Genomic DNA, 17,344 nt, shown 5'->3' with positions numbered 1-17,344 from the left:
TTTAAAAATTTTTGGAGTAAAAATGACTTGTTTATATCCTGGGACTTTTGATCCTATTACAAATGGACATTTAGATGTGATTAAAAGAGCGCTTAAAATCTTTGATAAAGTGATTGTAGCTATAGCAAATAGCGAGCATAAAAAGCCTTGTTTTAGCTTAGAACAAAGAAAGGAGCTTGCAAAACTTGCTACTTCACATTTAAACAATGTAGAAATTATCACTTTTGATAATCTCCTTGTAGATTTAGCCAAAGAGCTCAAAGTAAATACCATAGTAAGAGGACTTAGAGCAGTAAGTGATTTTGAATACGAACTACAAATTGGCTATGCTAATCACGCCCTTTGGGAAGAGATTGAAACCATTTATCTAATGCCAAATTTAAAAAATGCATTCATCTCAAGTTCTATAGTTAGATCTATTGCTTCCCATGGAGGAGATGTCAGCGCCTTAGTCCCTAAAGAAATTTTACCCTTTTTAAAGGATTTGCCTTGTATGTAGTTTTTGAAGGGGTGGATTGTGTTGGTAAAAGTACGCAAATTTCACTTTTAAAAGAATGTTTTAAAGAAGCCGTTTTTACAGCAGAACCTGGAGGAACCAAGCTAGGCACACATTTAAGAGAGCTTTTGCTTCATAAACCCTATCAGCTTGATAAAAAAACCGAGCTTTTGCTTTTTTTAGCTGATCGTGCGCAGCACTGTGAGGAAATCTTAAAAACCAATCAAAACAAACTCATTATCAGCGATAGAAGTTTTATTTCAGGCATGGCTTATGCCAAAGATTTTGAAAACGATTTGCTTTTTGCTTTAAATAGTTTTGCTTTAGAAAATTTTTTTCCACAAAAAATTATCTTTTTAAAAGGAGATGCAAGCCTTATCCAAGAACGCCTCAGTCAAAAAGAACTAGATAGCATAGAAAAACGTGGCATTGAGTATTTTTTAAGCGTGCAAGATAAACTCGAAAAAGTACTTCATTTTTTAAAAGAAAAAATTTCTATAGAAATTTTAACACTTGACGCAAAAGGAAGTAAAGAAAAATTACACCAACAAATAAAGGAATTTTTACAATGATTAACGCTTTAAAAGGAATGAAAGATTTATTAGATAAAGATGCTTATTATTATGAAAAAGTGATTAAAACCTGTGAAGAAGTAGCTAAAAACTATGGCTTTACTTTTATCAACACACCGCATTTAGAGCAAAGCATACTTTTTAAAAGAAGTGTAGGAGAAAGTTCTGATATAGTAGGCAAAGAAATGTATGAATTTATCGATAAAGGCGAAAATCATGTTTGCATGCGTCCTGAAGGAACTGCTGGGGTGGTGCGTGCCTATATAGAAAAAAAACTCGATAAAAACACTAGTGTGAAAAGATGGTTTTATCATGGTTCTATGTTTCGTTATGAAAGACCTCAAAAGGGACGCTTAAGAGAATTTCATCAATTTGGAGTTGAAAGCCTTGGCATACCTAATGTTTATGAAGATGCAAGCATTATTTTAATGCTAGTAGAAATTTTCTCACGCCTTGGTATTGATTTTAAACTTCAACTTAATTCTTTAGGCTGCTCACAATGCTTGCCAAAATACCGCGATAGGCTCGTTGAATTCTTGGATTCCAAAGAAGGTTTTTGTGAAGATTGTTTGCGTAGAAAAAATTTAAATCCTATTCGTGTCTTAGATTGTAAAAATGAGCATTGTCAAAATTTGCTTGAAAATGCTCCGCTTTTGATCAATAATTTATGCACCTCTTGCCAAAAAGACTTTGAAACACTGCAACAAATTTTAAAGGATAATGGAGTTAAATTTGAGTTAGATTCAAAACTTGTGAGGGGTTTGGATTATTATTCTAAAACGGCTTTTGAATTTATAAGCGATGAAATAGGAGCAAAGGCTGCTATCGCAGGTGGAGGACGCTACGATAGACTTATAGAGTATTTAGGTGGAAAAAGTGGCTATGGTATAGGTTTTGCCATGGGTATAGAAAGAATTATAACTATTTTAGAACAAAAAGAAGAAAAGATTCAAAGAGAAGGAATTTATCTTTGTGCTATGGATGAAATTTATATCCAAAAACTTTTGCATATCGCTACAAATTTAAGAAAAGAATATAAAGTGCTTTTAAGCTATGAAGCAAGAAAACTAGCTAAACATCTTGAAAACGCGGATAAAAATAATACTGAAATTTTTCTTTGCATGGGAGAAAATGAAGCACAAAATGAAAGTTTGTTTTATAAAAATTTAGCAAAAAAAGAAGAAAAAATGATTAAAATTTCAGACTTAAAGAAGGTTTTATGATGGATTATGGTATTGATATTTGGGGAAATGAAAATTTCATTATCAAAAATGGTAAAGTTTGTATCAATTACGAGAAAAAACCTGCTATTATTGATATAGTTAAAGAATTAAGAGATGATGGATACAAGGGGCCTTTACTTTTAAGATTTCCTCATCTTATCCAAAAACAAATTGAAAATATTTACGGAAATTTCAATAAAGCAAGAAAGGAATTTGGCTATAAAGGAGGATTTAACGCTGTTTATCCTTTAAAGGTCAATCAATACCCTGGTTTTGTAAAAAATCTTGTAAAACTTGGAAAAGACTATAACTATGGACTTGAAGCAGGTTCTAAGGCAGAGCTTTTACTCGCTATGGCTTATAATAACGAAGGCGCACCTATTACCGTAAATGGCTTTAAAGATAGAGAACTTATCAACATAGGCTTTATCGCAGCTGAAATGGGACATAATATCACTTTAACCATAGAAGGACTTAATGAACTTGAAGCTATCATAGACATAGCTAAAGAACGCTTTAAACCTAAACCAAATATAGGCTTACGTGTACGTTTGCATTCTGCTGGAGTTGGAATTTGGGCAAAAAGCGGTGGAATTAATTCTAAATTTGGACTTACATCCACTGAACTCATAGAAGCGGTAAATTTACTCAAAGAAAACAAACTTTTAGAACAATTTACCATGATTCACTTTCATCTAGGCTCACAAATTACCGAAATTCACCCCTTGAAAAAAGCCTTAAATGAAGCAGGAAATATCTATACAGAACTTAGAAAAATGGGAGCTAAAAATCTAAAAGCTATCAATCTTGGCGGCGGTTTAGCTGTGGAATACTCACAATTTAAAAATGAAAAAAGTAGAAATTACACCCTAAGAGAATACGCTAACGATGTAATTTTTATCCTAAAAAACATAGCCGAACAAAAAAAAGATTTAGAGCCTGATATTTTCATAGAAAGTGGACGTTTTGTAGCAGCTAATCACGCTGTTTTAATCGCTCCTGTATTAGAACTTTTTTCTCAAGAATACGCAGAAAACAAACTCATACTTAAAAAACAAAATCCAAAACTTATCGATGAGCTTTATGATCTTTATAAAAGTATAAAACCTTCCAATGCTTTAGAATACTTGCACGATAGCATAGATCATTTAGAGAGTATTTTAACTCTTTTTGATTTGGGCTATGTGGATTTACAAGATCGTTCCAATGCTGAAATTTTAACTCATTTGATTACAAAAAAAGCCATCTTGCTTTTAGGCGATAAGCAAAATCCTGCGGATTTACTTGCCATACAAGATGAAGTGCAAGAAAGGTATTTGGTAAATTTTTCGCTCTTTCAAAGCATGCCTGATTTTTGGGGTTTAGAACAGAATTTCCCCATCATGCCACTTGATCGCTTAGATGAAGAACCGACACGAAGTGCAAGTATTTGGGATATAACCTGCGATAGCGATGGAGAAATTTCATACTCTAAAGATAAACCTTTATTTTTGCACGATGTAGATGTAGAAAAAGAAAATTATTTTCTAGGGTTTTTTCTTGTAGGTGCCTATCAAGAAGTACTTGGAATGAAACACAATCTTTTTACTCATCCTACTGAAGCTATTATAAGCATCAATGAAAAAGGCTATGAAGTCGAGGGGATTATAGAAGCGCAATCCATACTTGATACCTTAGAAGATTTAGACTATGATATACACGCTATCATGGATATACTTAATGAACGCATAAGCAATTCTAAGCTTGTAAATGATAAGCAAAAAAAGCATATTTTAGGCGAACTTTATCTTTTCTTAAATGATAATGGTTATTTAAAAAGCATAGGAGTTTAGATGAATTTTTGGGGTATTATAAAAGAAGATTTTTCTCAGCCAAAGACACAAGATCCAGCTTTTAATTCTTGTATAGAACTTTTTTTTAATTACCCTGGAGTATGGGCTGTAGTAAATTACCGCTTTGCACATTTTTTTTACATAAGAAATTTTAAACGCATTGCTAGAATGATTAGCGGAATTTCACAATTCTTAACTGGGGTAGATTTGCACCCTGGAGCAGAACTTGGAAGGCGTATTTTTATAGATCATGCCAATGGAGTGGTTATAGGTCAAACAGCAATTATAGAAGATGATGTTTTAATTTATCAAGGCGTTACTTTAGGTGGAACAAGCCTTGAAAAAGATACTAAACGCCATCCAACCATAAAAAAAGGAGTGATCATAGGCTCAGGCGCAAAAGTACTTGGCAATATCACCATAGGAGAAAATGCCAAAATAGGCTCCAATGCCGTTGTTGTTAAAGATGTAGGAGCAAATTTAACCGCAGTAGGAATTCCTGCTTATATAGTAGAAGAGCGTCGTAAAAACAAGGAAAATACAAGGGCTGTTGATGCAAACTGCGAAGATAAGCTCGAAAAGTTAGAGAGAAAAATTGCAGAACTTGAAAAAGCTTTATCAGATATAAAATAATATATAAAAATCTTATATATTATTTTATATTTTTTAACCTTTAACGAATTTGCACATTAGTTCATTTTTACATTATTAATTTTTAATTAAATTCACTACATAAGTGCGTTTTTTTGCTAAAATTAGACAAAAATTTCAAAAGGACAACAGATGTTAACCCAAAGATCACAAGTTTTAGAAGAATCCATCACTCTAGCAATCACTGCGCTTGCTAACGAGTTAAAAGCTAAGGGTGAAGATGTGATCAGCTTCTCCGCAGGTGAGCCTGATTTTGACACCCCGCAAACCATCAAAAATGCAGCTATTGCTGCCATAGAAAAGGGTTGTGGTAAATACACTGCTGTTGCAGGAATTGCTGATGTATTAAAAGCTATTCAAAACAAACTCAAAAAAGACAATAATCTTAGCTATGAAACAAGTGAAATTATTACAAATGTAGGGGCAAAGCATTCTCTTTTTGAATGTATAGAATGCTTAGTAGAAAAAGATGATGAAGTGATTATCCCTAGTCCTTACTGGGTAAGCTATCCTGAAATGGTAAAATTTGCAGGTGGAAAACCTGTATTTATAGAAGGCTTAGAAGAAAATGGCTTTAAAATTACCGCTGAACAATTAAAAAAAGCTATCACAGCTAAAACCAAAGTTTTGATGCTAAATTCTCCTTCAAATCCTGTGGGATCGATTTATTCTAAAGAAGAATTAACTCAAATTGCTAAAGTTTTAGAAGGAACGCAAATTACTGTTTTAAGTGATGAAATGTATGAAAAACTTCGCTACGATGGCTTTGAATTTGTAGCTTTTGCAAGCGTGAGCGAAGATGCTTTAAATCGCACTGTGACCATTAACGGACTTAGTAAATGCGGTGCTATGCCTGGATGGCGTTTTGGCTATATGGCAAGCAAAAACAAAGCCTTGATTTCAGCTGTTAAAAGACTTCAAGGCCAAAGCACTTCAAACATCTGCTCTATCACTCAGCACGCTGCCATACCTGCCTTAAATGGAGAATGTGATGAGGATATAGAAAAGATGCGTCAAGCTTTTGAAAAGCGTCGCGATTTAGCCTTAAATATGCTTCATCAAATTCCAAATATTAGCGTCTATAAGCCTGAAGGAGCTTTTTATCTTTTTGTAAATACTCAAAAAATTGAAAAAGATTCTATGAAATTTTGCCAAAAATTACTAGAACAAGAAAAAGTTGCTGTAGTTCCAGGTATCGGTTTTGGCATGGATGGATATTTTAGACTTTCTTATGCTACAAGCGATGAACTTATCAAAAAAGGTATAGAAAGAATAGCAAATTTTATTAAAAATTATAAATAATTCTAGGTTTAAAACCTAGAATTACTAACTTTGTTAGGCAATCAAATAAAATTCAATTGACCCAAATTTAAACTTTCTCAAACCCAAATTTCAAAATAAAACCAAAAAATCAAGGCTTTTTAAGCACAGCATTTACCCTTTGGACTTTATCTAGTTTATTTAAACTAAGTCTTATCACAGAATCTTCTAATCCTCCTAAAGAATGAGGCACATTTGCTTCTAAGCTTATCATATCTAAAGTATTGAATTCAAATTTCTCATTTTCTACTTCAAACCAAATTTTACCACTTAAAACTTGCACACGGATAGCAAAGGGTGCTTTATGCTCTTTCATCACGCTATCTTTAGCAAGTAAAATTTGAATTTCCTTGCTGTGCTCATCATCGATTAAAACATTGATTTTTACTTCTTTGGGGCTAAAATCCGCTTTATTCCATTGAGTGATTTTCATAAAATCTCCTTTTTAATTTTATAAGATTGTAGCAAAAATCAAAACACAGACTATAAACTTGTGTTAATCTTATCCTTCTTTCCACCAAAAATCTTGCCTAAATTCACTTCCTACCTCATAAGCTTCGCCCATTTTTGGTGTAATCAAAGGCAAATTTGAATTCTCATAAAGAAATTCTACCACTCCATTCCACGCATGAGTTCCTGCTAAAAACCTTCCCCAATGTATAGGCATTAAAGCTCTTGCATTCAAATCTTTTGCTTCTTTTAAAATTTGATCAGGAAAAGAATGCGAAAAAGGCCAAGCGGTATTAAATTGACCGCTTTCAAGACAAGCTAAGTCAAAATCTCCAAAATACTCACCTATTTTTTTAAAATGTGTAAAATACCCTCCATCTGCGCTAAAAAACACTCTCTTATCTACACTTAAAAATTCCATCACAAAAGAAGCCCAAAGGGTTTTGTTTTTACCATCTCCCCTGCTTGAACTGTGCTGTGCAGGTGTTGCAATGATTTTTAAATCACCAAATTCTATGCCGCTCCACCAATCAAGCTCTATGATTTTTTTCTCACTCACTCCATAACTTTTTAGATAATTTCCTACTTTTAAAGGCGCGATAAAAAATTTAGCCTTATCTTTTAAAGTTTTCACGCTTTTTTCATCTAAATGATCAAAATGAGAATGAGTGATAATCACGGCAAAAATTTCATCAAAATCATTGGCATTATAAACAGGTGCATTTTTAAAAGCTTTATTAATAAAAGAAAAAGGTGAAGCGTGAGTGTTAAAGATAGGATCGATTAAAATTTTATAGTTTTTATAACTCACAAAAAGCGATGAATGTCCAAGCCAAGTGATGTGCGGAGTACGAACATACTTTAAATTTGGCTTAAAAAAAGGAAGTTTAAAAGTCGCCTTAGCATTTTTAGGGTAAAGATAATAATACCTCAAAACTTCCCTAAAAGACACTTTAAAAGCATTATGTGTTTGGGGATTTTCATTAAGAAAAATTTCATATTTTTTACCCTGCACTTTTTTAGCTTTTTGGCGTTCTTTACTCGAAAGATCAAAGGTTTTAAATGACAAATTCAATTTTTTCCTTTTTTATGTTTATTAAAATTATATCCAAGAAATTTTTAGATTAATTTTATTTTACACAAGTTTTTGGTTTACTTGTGTTAAAATGTCCAAATCAAATATTGGATAAAATGATGTAAAAATAAAATTTATATAAACTAGACAAAATACTTCAAGAAATTGATTTTATATTTAAACAAACCAAAGGCGAGCTTATGCAAGCTTTAAAAAATGAAATCAAACAAAAAGCTATTTTCATGTCACTAATCAACATTAAAGAAACGATAAAAAATATCCAAGATAGTGCAGATGCTGAAGTTATGGTAATTTTTTGTGAAGAAGATATGAAAAGACTCTCAAAAAGTAGAAATATTGCAGCACATAATAGTAGCCATGGATTTAAATATCGTAACAAATCTTATTCGTTACGATCTAGCAAGACTTAAACAAAGTATTGTTAATTTTAAAAATAATCCAAACAATTTACATTTTATTCCAAAAGAAGAAAATGTCAAAAAAAAGAATACTAAAACCACTAGAAGTATTAATTATTTTTTTATTTGCATGCATTTTATCTTGTATTATATTTATTACCTTTTTTTACTTAACAAGCCCTCCAAAAGCATAAGACAAGAAAATTTTTCATATAACACTTTCATACAAATTATTTTTATTCATTAGATCCTTTTATTCTTAACTTACCACAAGCTGGCAGACAAAAATATACACACTGCACCATTGATTTAGAATTAATAAAAGAAATTTCTTTAGAAGATTTTACAAAAATTTCACCCGTTATTAGAGATACTATTATTCAAACCATTCTAGCAAAAGAAATACAAGAAATTGAATTCTCTAATTTCAAACTAGAACTTCAAAGAGAATTGGTTAAAAAAATTAATGAAAAATTAGGCAATAAGCTGATTAAAGAATTATATTTTAGAGATTTTATCATCTCTTGAAAATTTTTATAAAATTTTCAAGCCTTTTAAAAAGGCTTGATTAAAGATCTTAGAGAGTTTTATTCGACTTCAGCGTCGATTACATCATCGTCTTTTTTCTTTTTATCATTTGCTGCATTTGGCTCATCTTTTTTATACATATTTTCAGCCAATTTATGAGAAACCTCGCTTAAAGCTTTCATTTTAGCTTCGATTTCTTCTTTACTTGCATTTTGATTTTTCAAAGTCTCACGCAAATCATCAAGAGCTTTTTGGATATTTTCTTTATCGCTATCAGCTACTTTTTCTCCAAGCTCATTTAGAGATTTTTCCACTTGATGCGCCAAGCTATCAGCTGCATTTCTAGCATCTACAGCTTCTTTGCGTTTTTTGTCTTCTTCTTTGTGAAGTTCAGCATCTTTTACCATGTTATTAATCTCTTCCTCGCTAAGTCCACTTGAACCTGTGATTTTGATCTCTTGTGCTTTACCTGTTGCTTTATCTTTTGCAGAAACAGTTAAAATACCATTTGCATCGATGTCAAAAGTTACTTCGATTTGTGGCATACCGCGTGGTGCTGGTGGAATTCCTTCAAGGTTGAAATTTCCTAAAGATTTATTATCACGACTAAATTCTCTTTCCCCTTGTAAAACATTGATAGTTACAGCACTTTGATTGTCTTCTGCAGTTGAGAAAACTTGCTCTTTTTTGGTTGGTATAGTTGTACCTTTTTCGATGATTTTAGTCATCACACCGCCTAAAGTTTCGATACCTAAAGAAAGTGGAGTTACATCAAGTAAAAGTACATCTTTTACATCACCTTTTATAACTGCACCTTGAATCGCCGCACCGATAGCCACAACTTCATCAGGATTTACAGATTTGTTAAGTTCTTTTCCAAAAGCTTTTTTAACCTCTTCTTGCACTAAAGGAACACGAGTAGAACCCCCTACCATAACGATTTCTTTAATTTCATTTTTATCAAGCCCTGCATCTTTTACCACTTCATTGATCTTAGTGATAGTTTCAGCCACTAAAGAATCAATCATACCTTCGAATTTAGCTCTAGTAAGTTTTTTAACCAAGTGTTTTGGGCCACTCGCATCAGCTGTGATAAAGGGTAAATTAATCTCTGTTTCATTAGCTGAACTTAGCTCTTTTTTAGCATTTTCTGCTGCTTCTTTTAAGCGTTGTAAAGCCATAACATCATTTTTAAGATCTATACCTGTTTCATCTTTAAATTCATTAGCTAGAAAATCTATAAGTTTATTATCAAAATCATCACCACCTAAGAAAGCATTACCACCTGTTGCTAAAACTTCTACTACATTATCCCCTGTTTCAAGCACGGTAACATCAAAGGTTCCCCCACCTAGATCATAAACCACAATTTTTTCACTATCTTTTTTATCAAGTCCATAAGCCAAAGCTGCTGAAGTAGGCTCATTGATAATTCTTAGTACATTAAGTCCTGCTATCGTTCCTGCTTCTTTTGTTGCTTTTCTTTGTGCATCGTTAAAATAAGCAGGCACAGTAATCACCGCATCAGTAACACTTTCACCCAAGAAAGCTTCTGCATCTTCTTTTAATTTCATCAAAACTTTTGCTGAAATTTCTTGTGGAGTGTAAATTTTACCTGCGATTTCTATTGCGCACGCACCATTTCTTTCGGTGATGTGATAAGGAAGTCTGTTTTTAGCTTCTTTAGCCGCATCTTCATTGATCATCAAACCCATAATTCTTTTGATAGAATAAATAGTTTTTTCAGGGTTTGTTACTGCTTGACGTTTTGCGCTATCGCCTACTAAAACTTCACCTTTATCTGTAAAAGCTACCACTGAAGGAGTTGTGTTTTTTCCTTCTTTGTTTGGGATTACTTTACTCTCGCCGCGTTCATACACAGCAACACAAGAATTGGTTGTTCCTAAATCTATACCTATAACTTTACTCATTTTTTATCCTTTTATTAAAATTTATTTTGCTACGCTAACTTTGGTTGGGCGGATCACGCGATCGGCTATTTTATAACCTTTTTGAAGCACGGTAACCACTTCACCACTTTGATGATTTTCACTATCTACATGAAACATCGCTTCATGTAAATTTGGATCGAACTCTTTTTCTTCTTTGATAAGAGCCACTCCATGCTTTTCAAGTTTTTTAAGAAACAAATCTAAAGTGTTTTGCACTCCTTCTTTGATTTTTAAGCTAATTTCATCATGACATTCGACATTGATAGCTGCTTCTAAAGCATCTAAAACATCAAGCAAATCCTTTGCAAAGCTTTCATTTGCATAAGCCATAGCACTTAGCTTTTCTTTTTCCATTCTTTTTTTAATATTTTCAAATTCAGCGTTTGCACGCATATATTTGTCTTTTAATTCATCATAGTCTTTTTGCAATTTGTTTTGCTCAACATCTTCGATATTTTGCAAATTCTCATCCTGCAAATGTTCGGAATTTTCTGCGTTTTCGTTTTCAAATTCTTGCTTTTGCTCGCTCACGCCGCCTCCTTTATATATTGTAATATTTTTTTATAATCCGTATAAACACTACCTGCTAAGATAATATTTACATCTTCGCCCAAAAACTGCGCATCCACCTTAAGCCCCATAAAACCTTCTTTAAATAAAGGTTCAAATTCAAGACTTTCTTTAAAATAACGATGAACTCCACAATCTAAGAGCTTAACAAATTCATCATTTTGATAAATTTGATAAGCTCTTTCTTCATTACTTCTATAACAAATCAGATTTTGTCTTAGACTTGCTATCTTTTCTGCAAGCTCTACAAAATGAACTTTAAAGGCTATTTTTTCTATACTAGAAAGATCAAGTCCTATAAGACTTTGTAGAAAATTCCACGCTTCTTTTTCGTATTTTAAAACCAGTTCTTCATCTTTAAAATCAAGCACTATAAACTTAGCGTTAAGATCTAACACTTCTTTAAGTACCAAACTTCTACCGCCATAAACAAGACAATAAATTTCAAATTCCTTGCTTAGCTCTTTTAAAAAGCTTTCATTTTTGATATGGATATTTTTATCTTGTTCTTTTTCCCAAAAATTTTGCCAATAATTTTGCATCGTTAAAATAGTAGGAATTCTGCCACCGCTTATGTGAAGCTGAGTGATCAAACCCTCATCGCTAAGTCTTTTAAGATAAACGCGTATAGTTGAAGCAGGGATACAAAGATTTGAATTTAATTCATTAGAACCAATAGGTGCATTATCCAAAAGATAAGTTTGGATAATAGACTCTAAAATCAAATCCTTTTTATCTCGACTTTTCATCATGTTTTCCTTTAAAGCTAGCACTCTATTTTTTGATTGCTAGATATATTATACAACATTGAGTGTTATTTTGTCAAGTATAAATATAAAAAAATATACTTAATTTTATTTAGTCTATATGACTAAAGTTTTATTAGTTACTTTTTTATAAGGATAAGATATATTTCATGATTAAAAAAACAAGGTGATAAATGATGAAAACAAAAAATGAATTTTAAATGGGCTTGATGATGGATTTTTTAAGTATAAGGTGTTAAAAACAAAAAAACCAAAGAAGCCTTTGCAAGCTCTTTGGCTCTTCTATCAAAGCTTAAAAGCTACCATTGATAGAAATATACATTCTTCTTCCTTCTTCTATACGATTGTAAGTATTGACCCAAGTAGGAGCACCGCTATTTTGATAAGATTCCCAACCATCTGTAAAACTTTTGTTAAAAAGATTATAAATAGCTGCATTGATACTCCATTGCTTATTGATATCATAACGTACACCCATGGAAGCTAAAAAGATATCTTTATAATACTCTCTATTGATGTTCGTATCACCCATATAGCGATCTATTTGCCATTCGCCTTTTATCCAAGGGGTGAATTTATTGTAAAAGCTGTATTCAGTTTTTAACATGATATTGTGTTTTAAACTATCTTGTTCAGGTTTGCCTATCGCGGTTTTATCTTGTGCTTCTTTAACCTCAGTATCAAGATAGGTATAAGCAAAATTTACATTTAAATTATCAAGAGGACTTATCCCTGCTCCAAGCTCTACACCTTTGTACTCAACCTTACCATGATTGATCGCTCTAAAACATCTATCAGCATTACAAGCACCAATTCCTGGAATCATATTGTCTTTATTATATCTTTGGGTTGAAATTTTATCTTTAAAATTTGTTAAAAAACCTGTCGCAGAAACATAAAACAAATCATTATTATAAATAGCTGCTATTTCATAATTTAAAGATGTCTCTTCTTTTAAATCAGGATTTCCATATATAGGAAATCTACCTTGACCACTATAATTATAAGCTCCATTTATCAAACGATTTGCATAAGGAGTCCTAAAACCCGTAGATACACCGCCTTTTAAAGTAAGTTCATCAGTAGGATTATAAACTAGATAAGCTCTTGGCGAAACATTGTTTCCAAAAATTTCATGATGATTGTATCTTGCTCCAAAAGTAAGTCTTAAATCATCTTTTATACTATACTCATCCTCTGCAAAAATTGCTAATAAATACTGATCAAAATTGGTCGGATTAGCTATTTTATCTTGCATTTTTTCAAGTCTATACTCACCGCCTACGCTTAAAATATGACTTTGTCCTAAAGGAATGACAGACTTAGTATCTAAGATAATATCTTCTGCGACTATATCCCTATTTTGTCCTAAAAATGGCTGCGTTTTTTGTCCTACAACTTCGCGTCCGTTATTGCTTACCCTATTGTATTGTAAACCAGAAGTGATAGAAAAGTTTTCATAAACACCCTCATGACTTAAATAAGTCACAAATTTATCAACTTCCATAATATCTGCATAACCACCCGTTAAGCTACCTGGTGTTCTACCTGGACTTGTAATAGTTCCTAATTGACCTTGTTTATTATCGTAATGATTTCTTGAAAAATCTATATCAAATATAAAAGTATTATAATCATTAGCTAAATAACTAATTCTTGTTCCTATGTTGAAATTATTTGCCTTTGTAGGACTTTGAGCTTGATCCCCTTGAACTCTTTGTCCACTTCCATTTGTAAATTCAACATTAGATTGCTGTCTGTAAAATTCTCTAAATCGAAGTGTTAGACCCAATTTGTCATTCATCAAAGGACCACTAGAATAAATACTCGTTCCATAAGTATTACCCCAATCTTTATTTTCATTTAAAAGAGCATCCAAACTTACAGAAGTTTCCCATTTATCACTTACTTTTTTGGTAATGATATTTACCACCCCGCCTAAAGCTTCAGAGCCATATAAAGTACTCATAGGACCTTTTATAACTTCTATCCTTTCTATACTAGAAATCGGAGGTAAGAAAGAATTTGAAATTTCATTAAAACCATTAGGGCCCACCTCTCCGCCAATACCCTGACGACGCCCATCAATCAAAACCAAAGTATATCCAGTAATACCCCTCATAGTGATATTATAAGAACCTGTTTTTCCCTTGCTAGCATATAAATCAACGCCTGGGATATCTGCGATAGCCTCTGCAACATCTCTATAAGGCTTACTTTGTAATTCTTTTTTACTAATAACATTGATAGTAGCAGGAGCTTCTTTAATATCTTGAGCAAATCCAGAAGCACTAATGATCGAACTGTCTAGCTCTACATTTTGCGATATAGCATTAGAAGCCAAAAGGCCAATGGCACAAACCGATAGACATAATTTCTTCATTTTTCTCCTTTTGTTAAATATTAATTAGAAATCAGAATATTATGATAATAATTATTAATTTAAGATAAATTTTGTATCAATTGTGATAATTAGTATTAATTAAAAATTTATTTTTTCTTGCTATAATTCTTAAAAATATAAGTTTTTTTAGAGAAGTAAATAGCAAAAATTAAATATCTTTTAGATACAAGCTTGATTATTTGATTGTTATTTTTCTCTGTGAAATTTGTTTCAAAATTTATCTTTTTAAACAATTTACCATAGAATGTGTTTAAGAAATAAAGATATTTAAATCAAAAAATAAAATCATAACGGAGTAAAAGATGAAAACATTTATAAGCAATCATAAAAACCAATCTTCTTTTATCACTTTATTTGTTTTTACACCTTTATTTTTTGTTTTTCTTTATTCTAAAGATTTTTTACACATACAACCCAATGAAACTATTAAAGAAAATAAATTTAATATGGCAATCAAACATTTTGTACAAAATTCCTCCGATATGAAACCGACACAACCCACACAAACTATACAAGAGTCTTCGAATGTGCAACCCAAAGAACCTGTGCAAGAAATAAAAAAAATAAAACCGAGAAAGGAAAAACCTATTGCTAAACCTAAAAAAATAATCCCTCCAGCAAATGCAAAGGCAATAAGTCAACCCAAAAAAGATACAAACATGCAGCAACAAACTCCACAAGCCAGCTCTTACCAAAGCGTATCTTTAACTAGCAATAGTGAATTTTTAAAAGAAATAAAATCAGCAATCGATGAAGCCCTAATCTACCCTAGACAAGCTAGAAAAATGCGTATGAGCGGGGAGGTTCTTGTAGAATTTACCTGGACAAAAGAAAAGAAATTAGAAAATTTAAAAATACTTAAGCCTTCAAAATATGATTTTCTAAATAAAAGTGCTTTAGAAACTATACGCATAGCTTCTAAAAAATTTCCACAATATGAAAAAACTTTTCATATAAAAATACCATTGGTATATAAATTAAGCTAAGTCTTTCACAATATACTCTATTTTTAATGCAAATCACTCCCGCTTTGCTAACGCTTAGAAGTAGAAGCTTCCTAGCTAAAGCTAACTAGTATTAGCTAATTCGAAAGGCTTTGAGTTTATAGTCCTCAAGGCTAATTCCTAACCCAAACGACTTTAATCCACGCTTTAAGATATTATTTGCAGCATTAATATCTCTATGTAAAGTGTTGCCACATTTTTCACAAAGATACACTCTATCTTTAAACATAAGATTTTTTTTTTTTTTTGATATTTCCACATACACTACAAGTTTTGCTTGTATATTGTGGATTGACTTTTATAAAGAATTTGCCATTATGCTTTGCTTTATACTCTAGATATTGAGAGAATTGATAGAATGAAGTATTAAGAATAGATTTATTTAAACCACTTTTAGCTTTTATATTCTTTAATTTAGCTCTTTTAGACATATTCTTAATTTGCAAATCTTCAACTGCTAGCAAGTCAAATTCTTGTATGAGTTTTGAAGTTATCTTGTGATAACTATCCTTTTTGATATTTGAACTTTTTTCATAGATTTTATTTAATTTTAATTGTGTTTTTTTGAAATTATGGCTTAACTTTGTTTTCTCCTTTTTTGTTTTTAATATTCTCCTGCTTTGTTTTCTTTGTAATCTTTTAAATGCTAAATCATATTTAGCTCTACTAAGTAGCTTTGAGTTGGTAGCTATTAACTCTCCACTGCTTAAGGTAATCTCATTGATATTTAAATCAATGTCAACTGCTTTTTTAATATCTAAAGCTTTGCTAGATATCAAAGAAACATTTGATTCATCATAAATGATACTAAAAGCTAAATAGTATTTATTGTGATTTTTGATAATAGTGATTTGATTAAACTTATAAGTATTTGGTAAATCTCTGTGATAACGCATTTTAAAAAATGTATTCATAAGTCTAAATATCTTAAACTTAGTAGTATCACTATCTTTAATTTTGCAGGCTTGATTATTCCAATTAAAGCTTTACTTTGCAAATTTAGAGTTTTTAAATTTGGGAAAGCCTTTGTTTCTATCTCTAATTGCTTGCTCTAAGGCACAAGAAGATTAATCCTTGATTGTTGGGTTACAACACTTTTATAGCTTAATTCTCTTGCTTTTAAGGCTAGTTTTATTGATTATCTATCTTACTTGCCTTTAAATAACTCCTATTTTTTTATCTAAATTCTTATTTTTATCCCACTGCTCTTGCTGTAAATTTAAACAAATATTATAAGCTTGGTATAGATGAAACATTGATGATTAATAAGCTTTTATTGTTCTTTGTTTAGGTAGAATTCTATATTTAAAACCTTTGGTTATTTGCATTGCTTTGCTCCATTAGGGCTTTTTTTCTTTTTGGTTATATATTTTTTCTTAGGGTAATTATCTTCTATGCCTTGATTTTCTACATATTTTTTAAGAGTTTCTAGCATTATTCCGCATAGGTATTCTATAAAAAATTACTGATTATGTCAAATACCCAACTAAAGCCATACAACTAACACTGTAAGCAATTCATCTCTCACTTAAGAAGTGAGAGTTTTATTGAATAAAAAAAGATAAATTTAAAGCAAGTAATCTTTTTTTAAACAACACTAAACCTTTGCATGTATTTACAGCAATATTTATTTCATCATAACACCCCCCCCCCAACCATAAAACCTCAATAAACACTATAAAATAAACTTGAGTGATTAAAAATCCAACCCAATTATTGAACAAACCCAAGCTACATAATAAAATATAAACTAGACATATAAAGAACAATTGACACATAAAAATAGATTGAATAAATAAACCTATACAAGTAAACATAAAGATTAATTATTGATACAAAAGATTCAATAAATAAAAAGAATAATTGAGATATAAAAACATATAAACTAAATAACTCAAACAACCATTAAATCAACCCAAGCCAATCAACAACCATAGCTAAGCTGACAACCCAACCAATCAATTTAAATATAAAACTACAAATTAAATCAACCCAAACTAATTAAACTTAGATTCAATCTAACCAACTCAAACAAACCAATGAATATAACCTAACTGATTAAATTAAATAAATTAATAAAC

The 17,344-nt window shown here is 31.3% G+C and carries 13 protein-coding genes and 3 pseudogenes; 8 read left to right on the top strand and 8 right to left on the bottom strand.

Annotated features, from left to right (window positions below):
* Positions 1 to 22: 22 nt before the first annotated feature.
* The 6 genes from coaD to BGS43_RS06685 all read left to right on the top strand — a co-directional run bounded on the left by coaD (position 23) and on the right by BGS43_RS06685 (position 6,076).
* Positions 23 to 499: a pantetheine-phosphate adenylyltransferase gene (gene coaD / locus BGS43_RS06710; RefSeq protein ID WP_072220634.1), complete on the top strand. Its 477-nt coding sequence runs from the start codon at positions 23 to 25 to the stop codon at positions 497 to 499.
* The gene (tmk, locus tag BGS43_RS06705; RefSeq protein WP_096569267.1) at positions 490 to 1,068 is read left to right on the top strand and encodes a dTMP kinase; all 579 of its coding nucleotides are present in this window, start codon (positions 490 to 492) and stop codon (positions 1,066 to 1,068) included. The genes coaD and tmk overlap by 10 nt, the downstream gene beginning before the upstream one ends.
* A complete protein-coding gene (gene hisS / locus BGS43_RS06700; RefSeq protein WP_096569264.1) occupies positions 1,065 to 2,291 on the top strand; it encodes a histidine--tRNA ligase in 1,227 nt (408 codons plus the stop codon). Before tmk ends, hisS begins: the two co-directional genes overlap by 4 nt.
* Entirely contained in the window at positions 2,288 to 4,123 is a 1,836-nt protein-coding gene (gene speA, locus BGS43_RS06695; RefSeq protein WP_042966611.1) for a biosynthetic arginine decarboxylase, read from the top strand. The genes hisS and speA overlap by 4 nt, the downstream gene beginning before the upstream one ends.
* Entirely contained in the window at positions 4,124 to 4,756 is a 633-nt protein-coding gene (cysE, locus tag BGS43_RS06690) for a serine O-acetyltransferase (RefSeq protein WP_025398870.1), read from the top strand. It abuts the gene before it with no gap.
* Positions 4,757 to 4,906: 150 nt separating this feature from the next.
* Positions 4,907 to 6,076 carry a pyridoxal phosphate-dependent aminotransferase gene (locus BGS43_RS06685; RefSeq protein WP_096569261.1) on the top strand — a complete coding sequence of 390 codons (1,170 nt, stop codon included), beginning with the start codon at positions 4,907 to 4,909 and terminating at the stop codon, positions 6,074 to 6,076.
* A 109-nt stretch (positions 6,077 to 6,185) separates the two neighbouring features.
* Here BGS43_RS06685 and BGS43_RS06680 read toward each other — a convergent pair whose 3' ends face one another.
* Together BGS43_RS06680 and BGS43_RS06675 are read right to left on the bottom strand one after the other, a co-directional pair.
* On the bottom strand, positions 6,186 to 6,527 hold the full coding sequence (locus BGS43_RS06680; protein ID WP_002776640.1) for a cupin domain-containing protein: 342 nt from the start codon (positions 6,525 to 6,527) through the stop codon (positions 6,186 to 6,188).
* A gap of 69 nt (positions 6,528 to 6,596) precedes the next feature.
* Positions 6,597 to 7,619, bottom strand: coding sequence for an MBL fold metallo-hydrolase (locus BGS43_RS06675; RefSeq protein ID WP_096569258.1), 1,023 nt, complete (start codon positions 7,617 to 7,619; stop codon positions 6,597 to 6,599).
* Between the two features lie 200 nt (positions 7,620 to 7,819).
* On the opposite strand from BGS43_RS06675, the pseudogene BGS43_RS06670 reads away from it, so the two are divergent.
* Positions 7,820 to 8,566 (top strand): annotated as a pseudogene (locus tag BGS43_RS06670) (flagellar basal body-associated FliL family protein).
* Positions 8,567 to 8,625: 59 nt separating this feature from the next.
* Here BGS43_RS06670 and dnaK read toward each other — a convergent pair.
* The 4 genes from dnaK to cfrA all read right to left on the bottom strand — a co-directional run bounded on the left by dnaK (position 8,626) and on the right by cfrA (position 14,238).
* Positions 8,626 to 10,497 (bottom strand): molecular chaperone DnaK, encoded by a 1,872-nt coding sequence (gene dnaK, locus BGS43_RS06665; RefSeq protein ID WP_032685868.1) that lies wholly within the window; start codon positions 10,495 to 10,497, stop codon positions 8,626 to 8,628.
* Between the two features lie 21 nt (positions 10,498 to 10,518).
* Positions 10,519 to 11,049 (bottom strand): nucleotide exchange factor GrpE, encoded by a 531-nt coding sequence (gene grpE / locus BGS43_RS06660; protein WP_002790452.1) that lies wholly within the window; start codon positions 11,047 to 11,049, stop codon positions 10,519 to 10,521.
* Positions 11,046 to 11,840 (bottom strand): HrcA family transcriptional regulator, encoded by a 795-nt coding sequence (locus BGS43_RS06655; RefSeq protein ID WP_096569255.1) that lies wholly within the window; start codon positions 11,838 to 11,840, stop codon positions 11,046 to 11,048. The genes grpE and BGS43_RS06655 overlap by 4 nt, the downstream gene beginning before the upstream one ends.
* Positions 11,841 to 12,147: 307 nt before the next feature.
* Entirely contained in the window at positions 12,148 to 14,238 is a 2,091-nt protein-coding gene (gene cfrA / locus BGS43_RS06650; protein WP_096569253.1) for a TonB-dependent ferric enterobactin receptor CfrA, read from the bottom strand.
* A gap of 323 nt (positions 14,239 to 14,561) precedes the next feature.
* On the opposite strand from cfrA, the gene BGS43_RS06645 reads away from it, so the two are divergent.
* On the top strand, positions 14,562 to 15,245 hold the full coding sequence (locus BGS43_RS06645) for an energy transducer TonB (protein WP_096569250.1): 684 nt from the start codon (positions 14,562 to 14,564) through the stop codon (positions 15,243 to 15,245).
* A 91-nt stretch (positions 15,246 to 15,336) separates the two neighbouring features.
* Here BGS43_RS06645 and BGS43_RS06640 read toward each other — a convergent pair.
* Positions 15,337 to 16,159 (bottom strand): annotated as a pseudogene (locus BGS43_RS06640) (RNA-guided endonuclease InsQ/TnpB family protein).
* Positions 16,160 to 16,603: 444 nt separating this feature from the next.
* Positions 16,604 to 16,698 (bottom strand): annotated as a pseudogene (locus tag BGS43_RS06635) (hypothetical protein).
* Positions 16,699 to 17,344 lie beyond the last annotated feature (646 nt).

Source organism: Campylobacter sp. 110 (genome assembly GCF_002383965.1).
GTDB classification, from domain to species: domain Bacteria; phylum Campylobacterota; class Campylobacteria; order Campylobacterales; family Campylobacteraceae; genus Campylobacter_D; species Campylobacter_D coli.
Note: the sequence above shows the minus strand (reverse complement) of the source record. Positions and strands in the feature narration are given on the sequence as shown.

Excerpts from the sequence above, each read along its gene's own strand:
- coaD (WP_072220634.1), top strand. The coding sequence starts at position 23 with ATGACTTGTTTATATCCTGGGACTTTTGATCCTATTACAAATGGACAT.
- hisS (WP_096569264.1), top strand. The coding sequence starts at position 1,065 with ATGATTAACGCTTTAAAAGGAATGAAAGATTTATTAGATAAAGATGCT.
- speA (WP_042966611.1), top strand. The coding sequence starts at position 2,288 with ATGATGGATTATGGTATTGATATTTGGGGAAATGAAAATTTCATTATC.
- cysE (WP_025398870.1), top strand. The coding sequence starts at position 4,124 with ATGAATTTTTGGGGTATTATAAAAGAAGATTTTTCTCAGCCAAAGACA.
- BGS43_RS06685 (WP_096569261.1), top strand. The coding sequence starts at position 4,907 with ATGTTAACCCAAAGATCACAAGTTTTAGAAGAATCCATCACTCTAGCA.
- BGS43_RS06680 (WP_002776640.1), bottom strand. The coding sequence starts at position 6,527 with ATGAAAATCACTCAATGGAATAAAGCGGATTTTAGCCCCAAAGAAGTA.
- dnaK (WP_032685868.1), bottom strand. The coding sequence starts at position 10,497 with ATGAGTAAAGTTATAGGTATAGATTTAGGAACAACCAATTCTTGTGTT.
- BGS43_RS06655 (WP_096569255.1), bottom strand. The coding sequence starts at position 11,840 with ATGATGAAAAGTCGAGATAAAAAGGATTTGATTTTAGAGTCTATTATC.
- cfrA (WP_096569253.1), bottom strand. The coding sequence starts at position 14,238 with ATGAAGAAATTATGTCTATCGGTTTGTGCCATTGGCCTTTTGGCTTCT.
- BGS43_RS06645 (WP_096569250.1), top strand. The coding sequence starts at position 14,562 with ATGAAAACATTTATAAGCAATCATAAAAACCAATCTTCTTTTATCACT.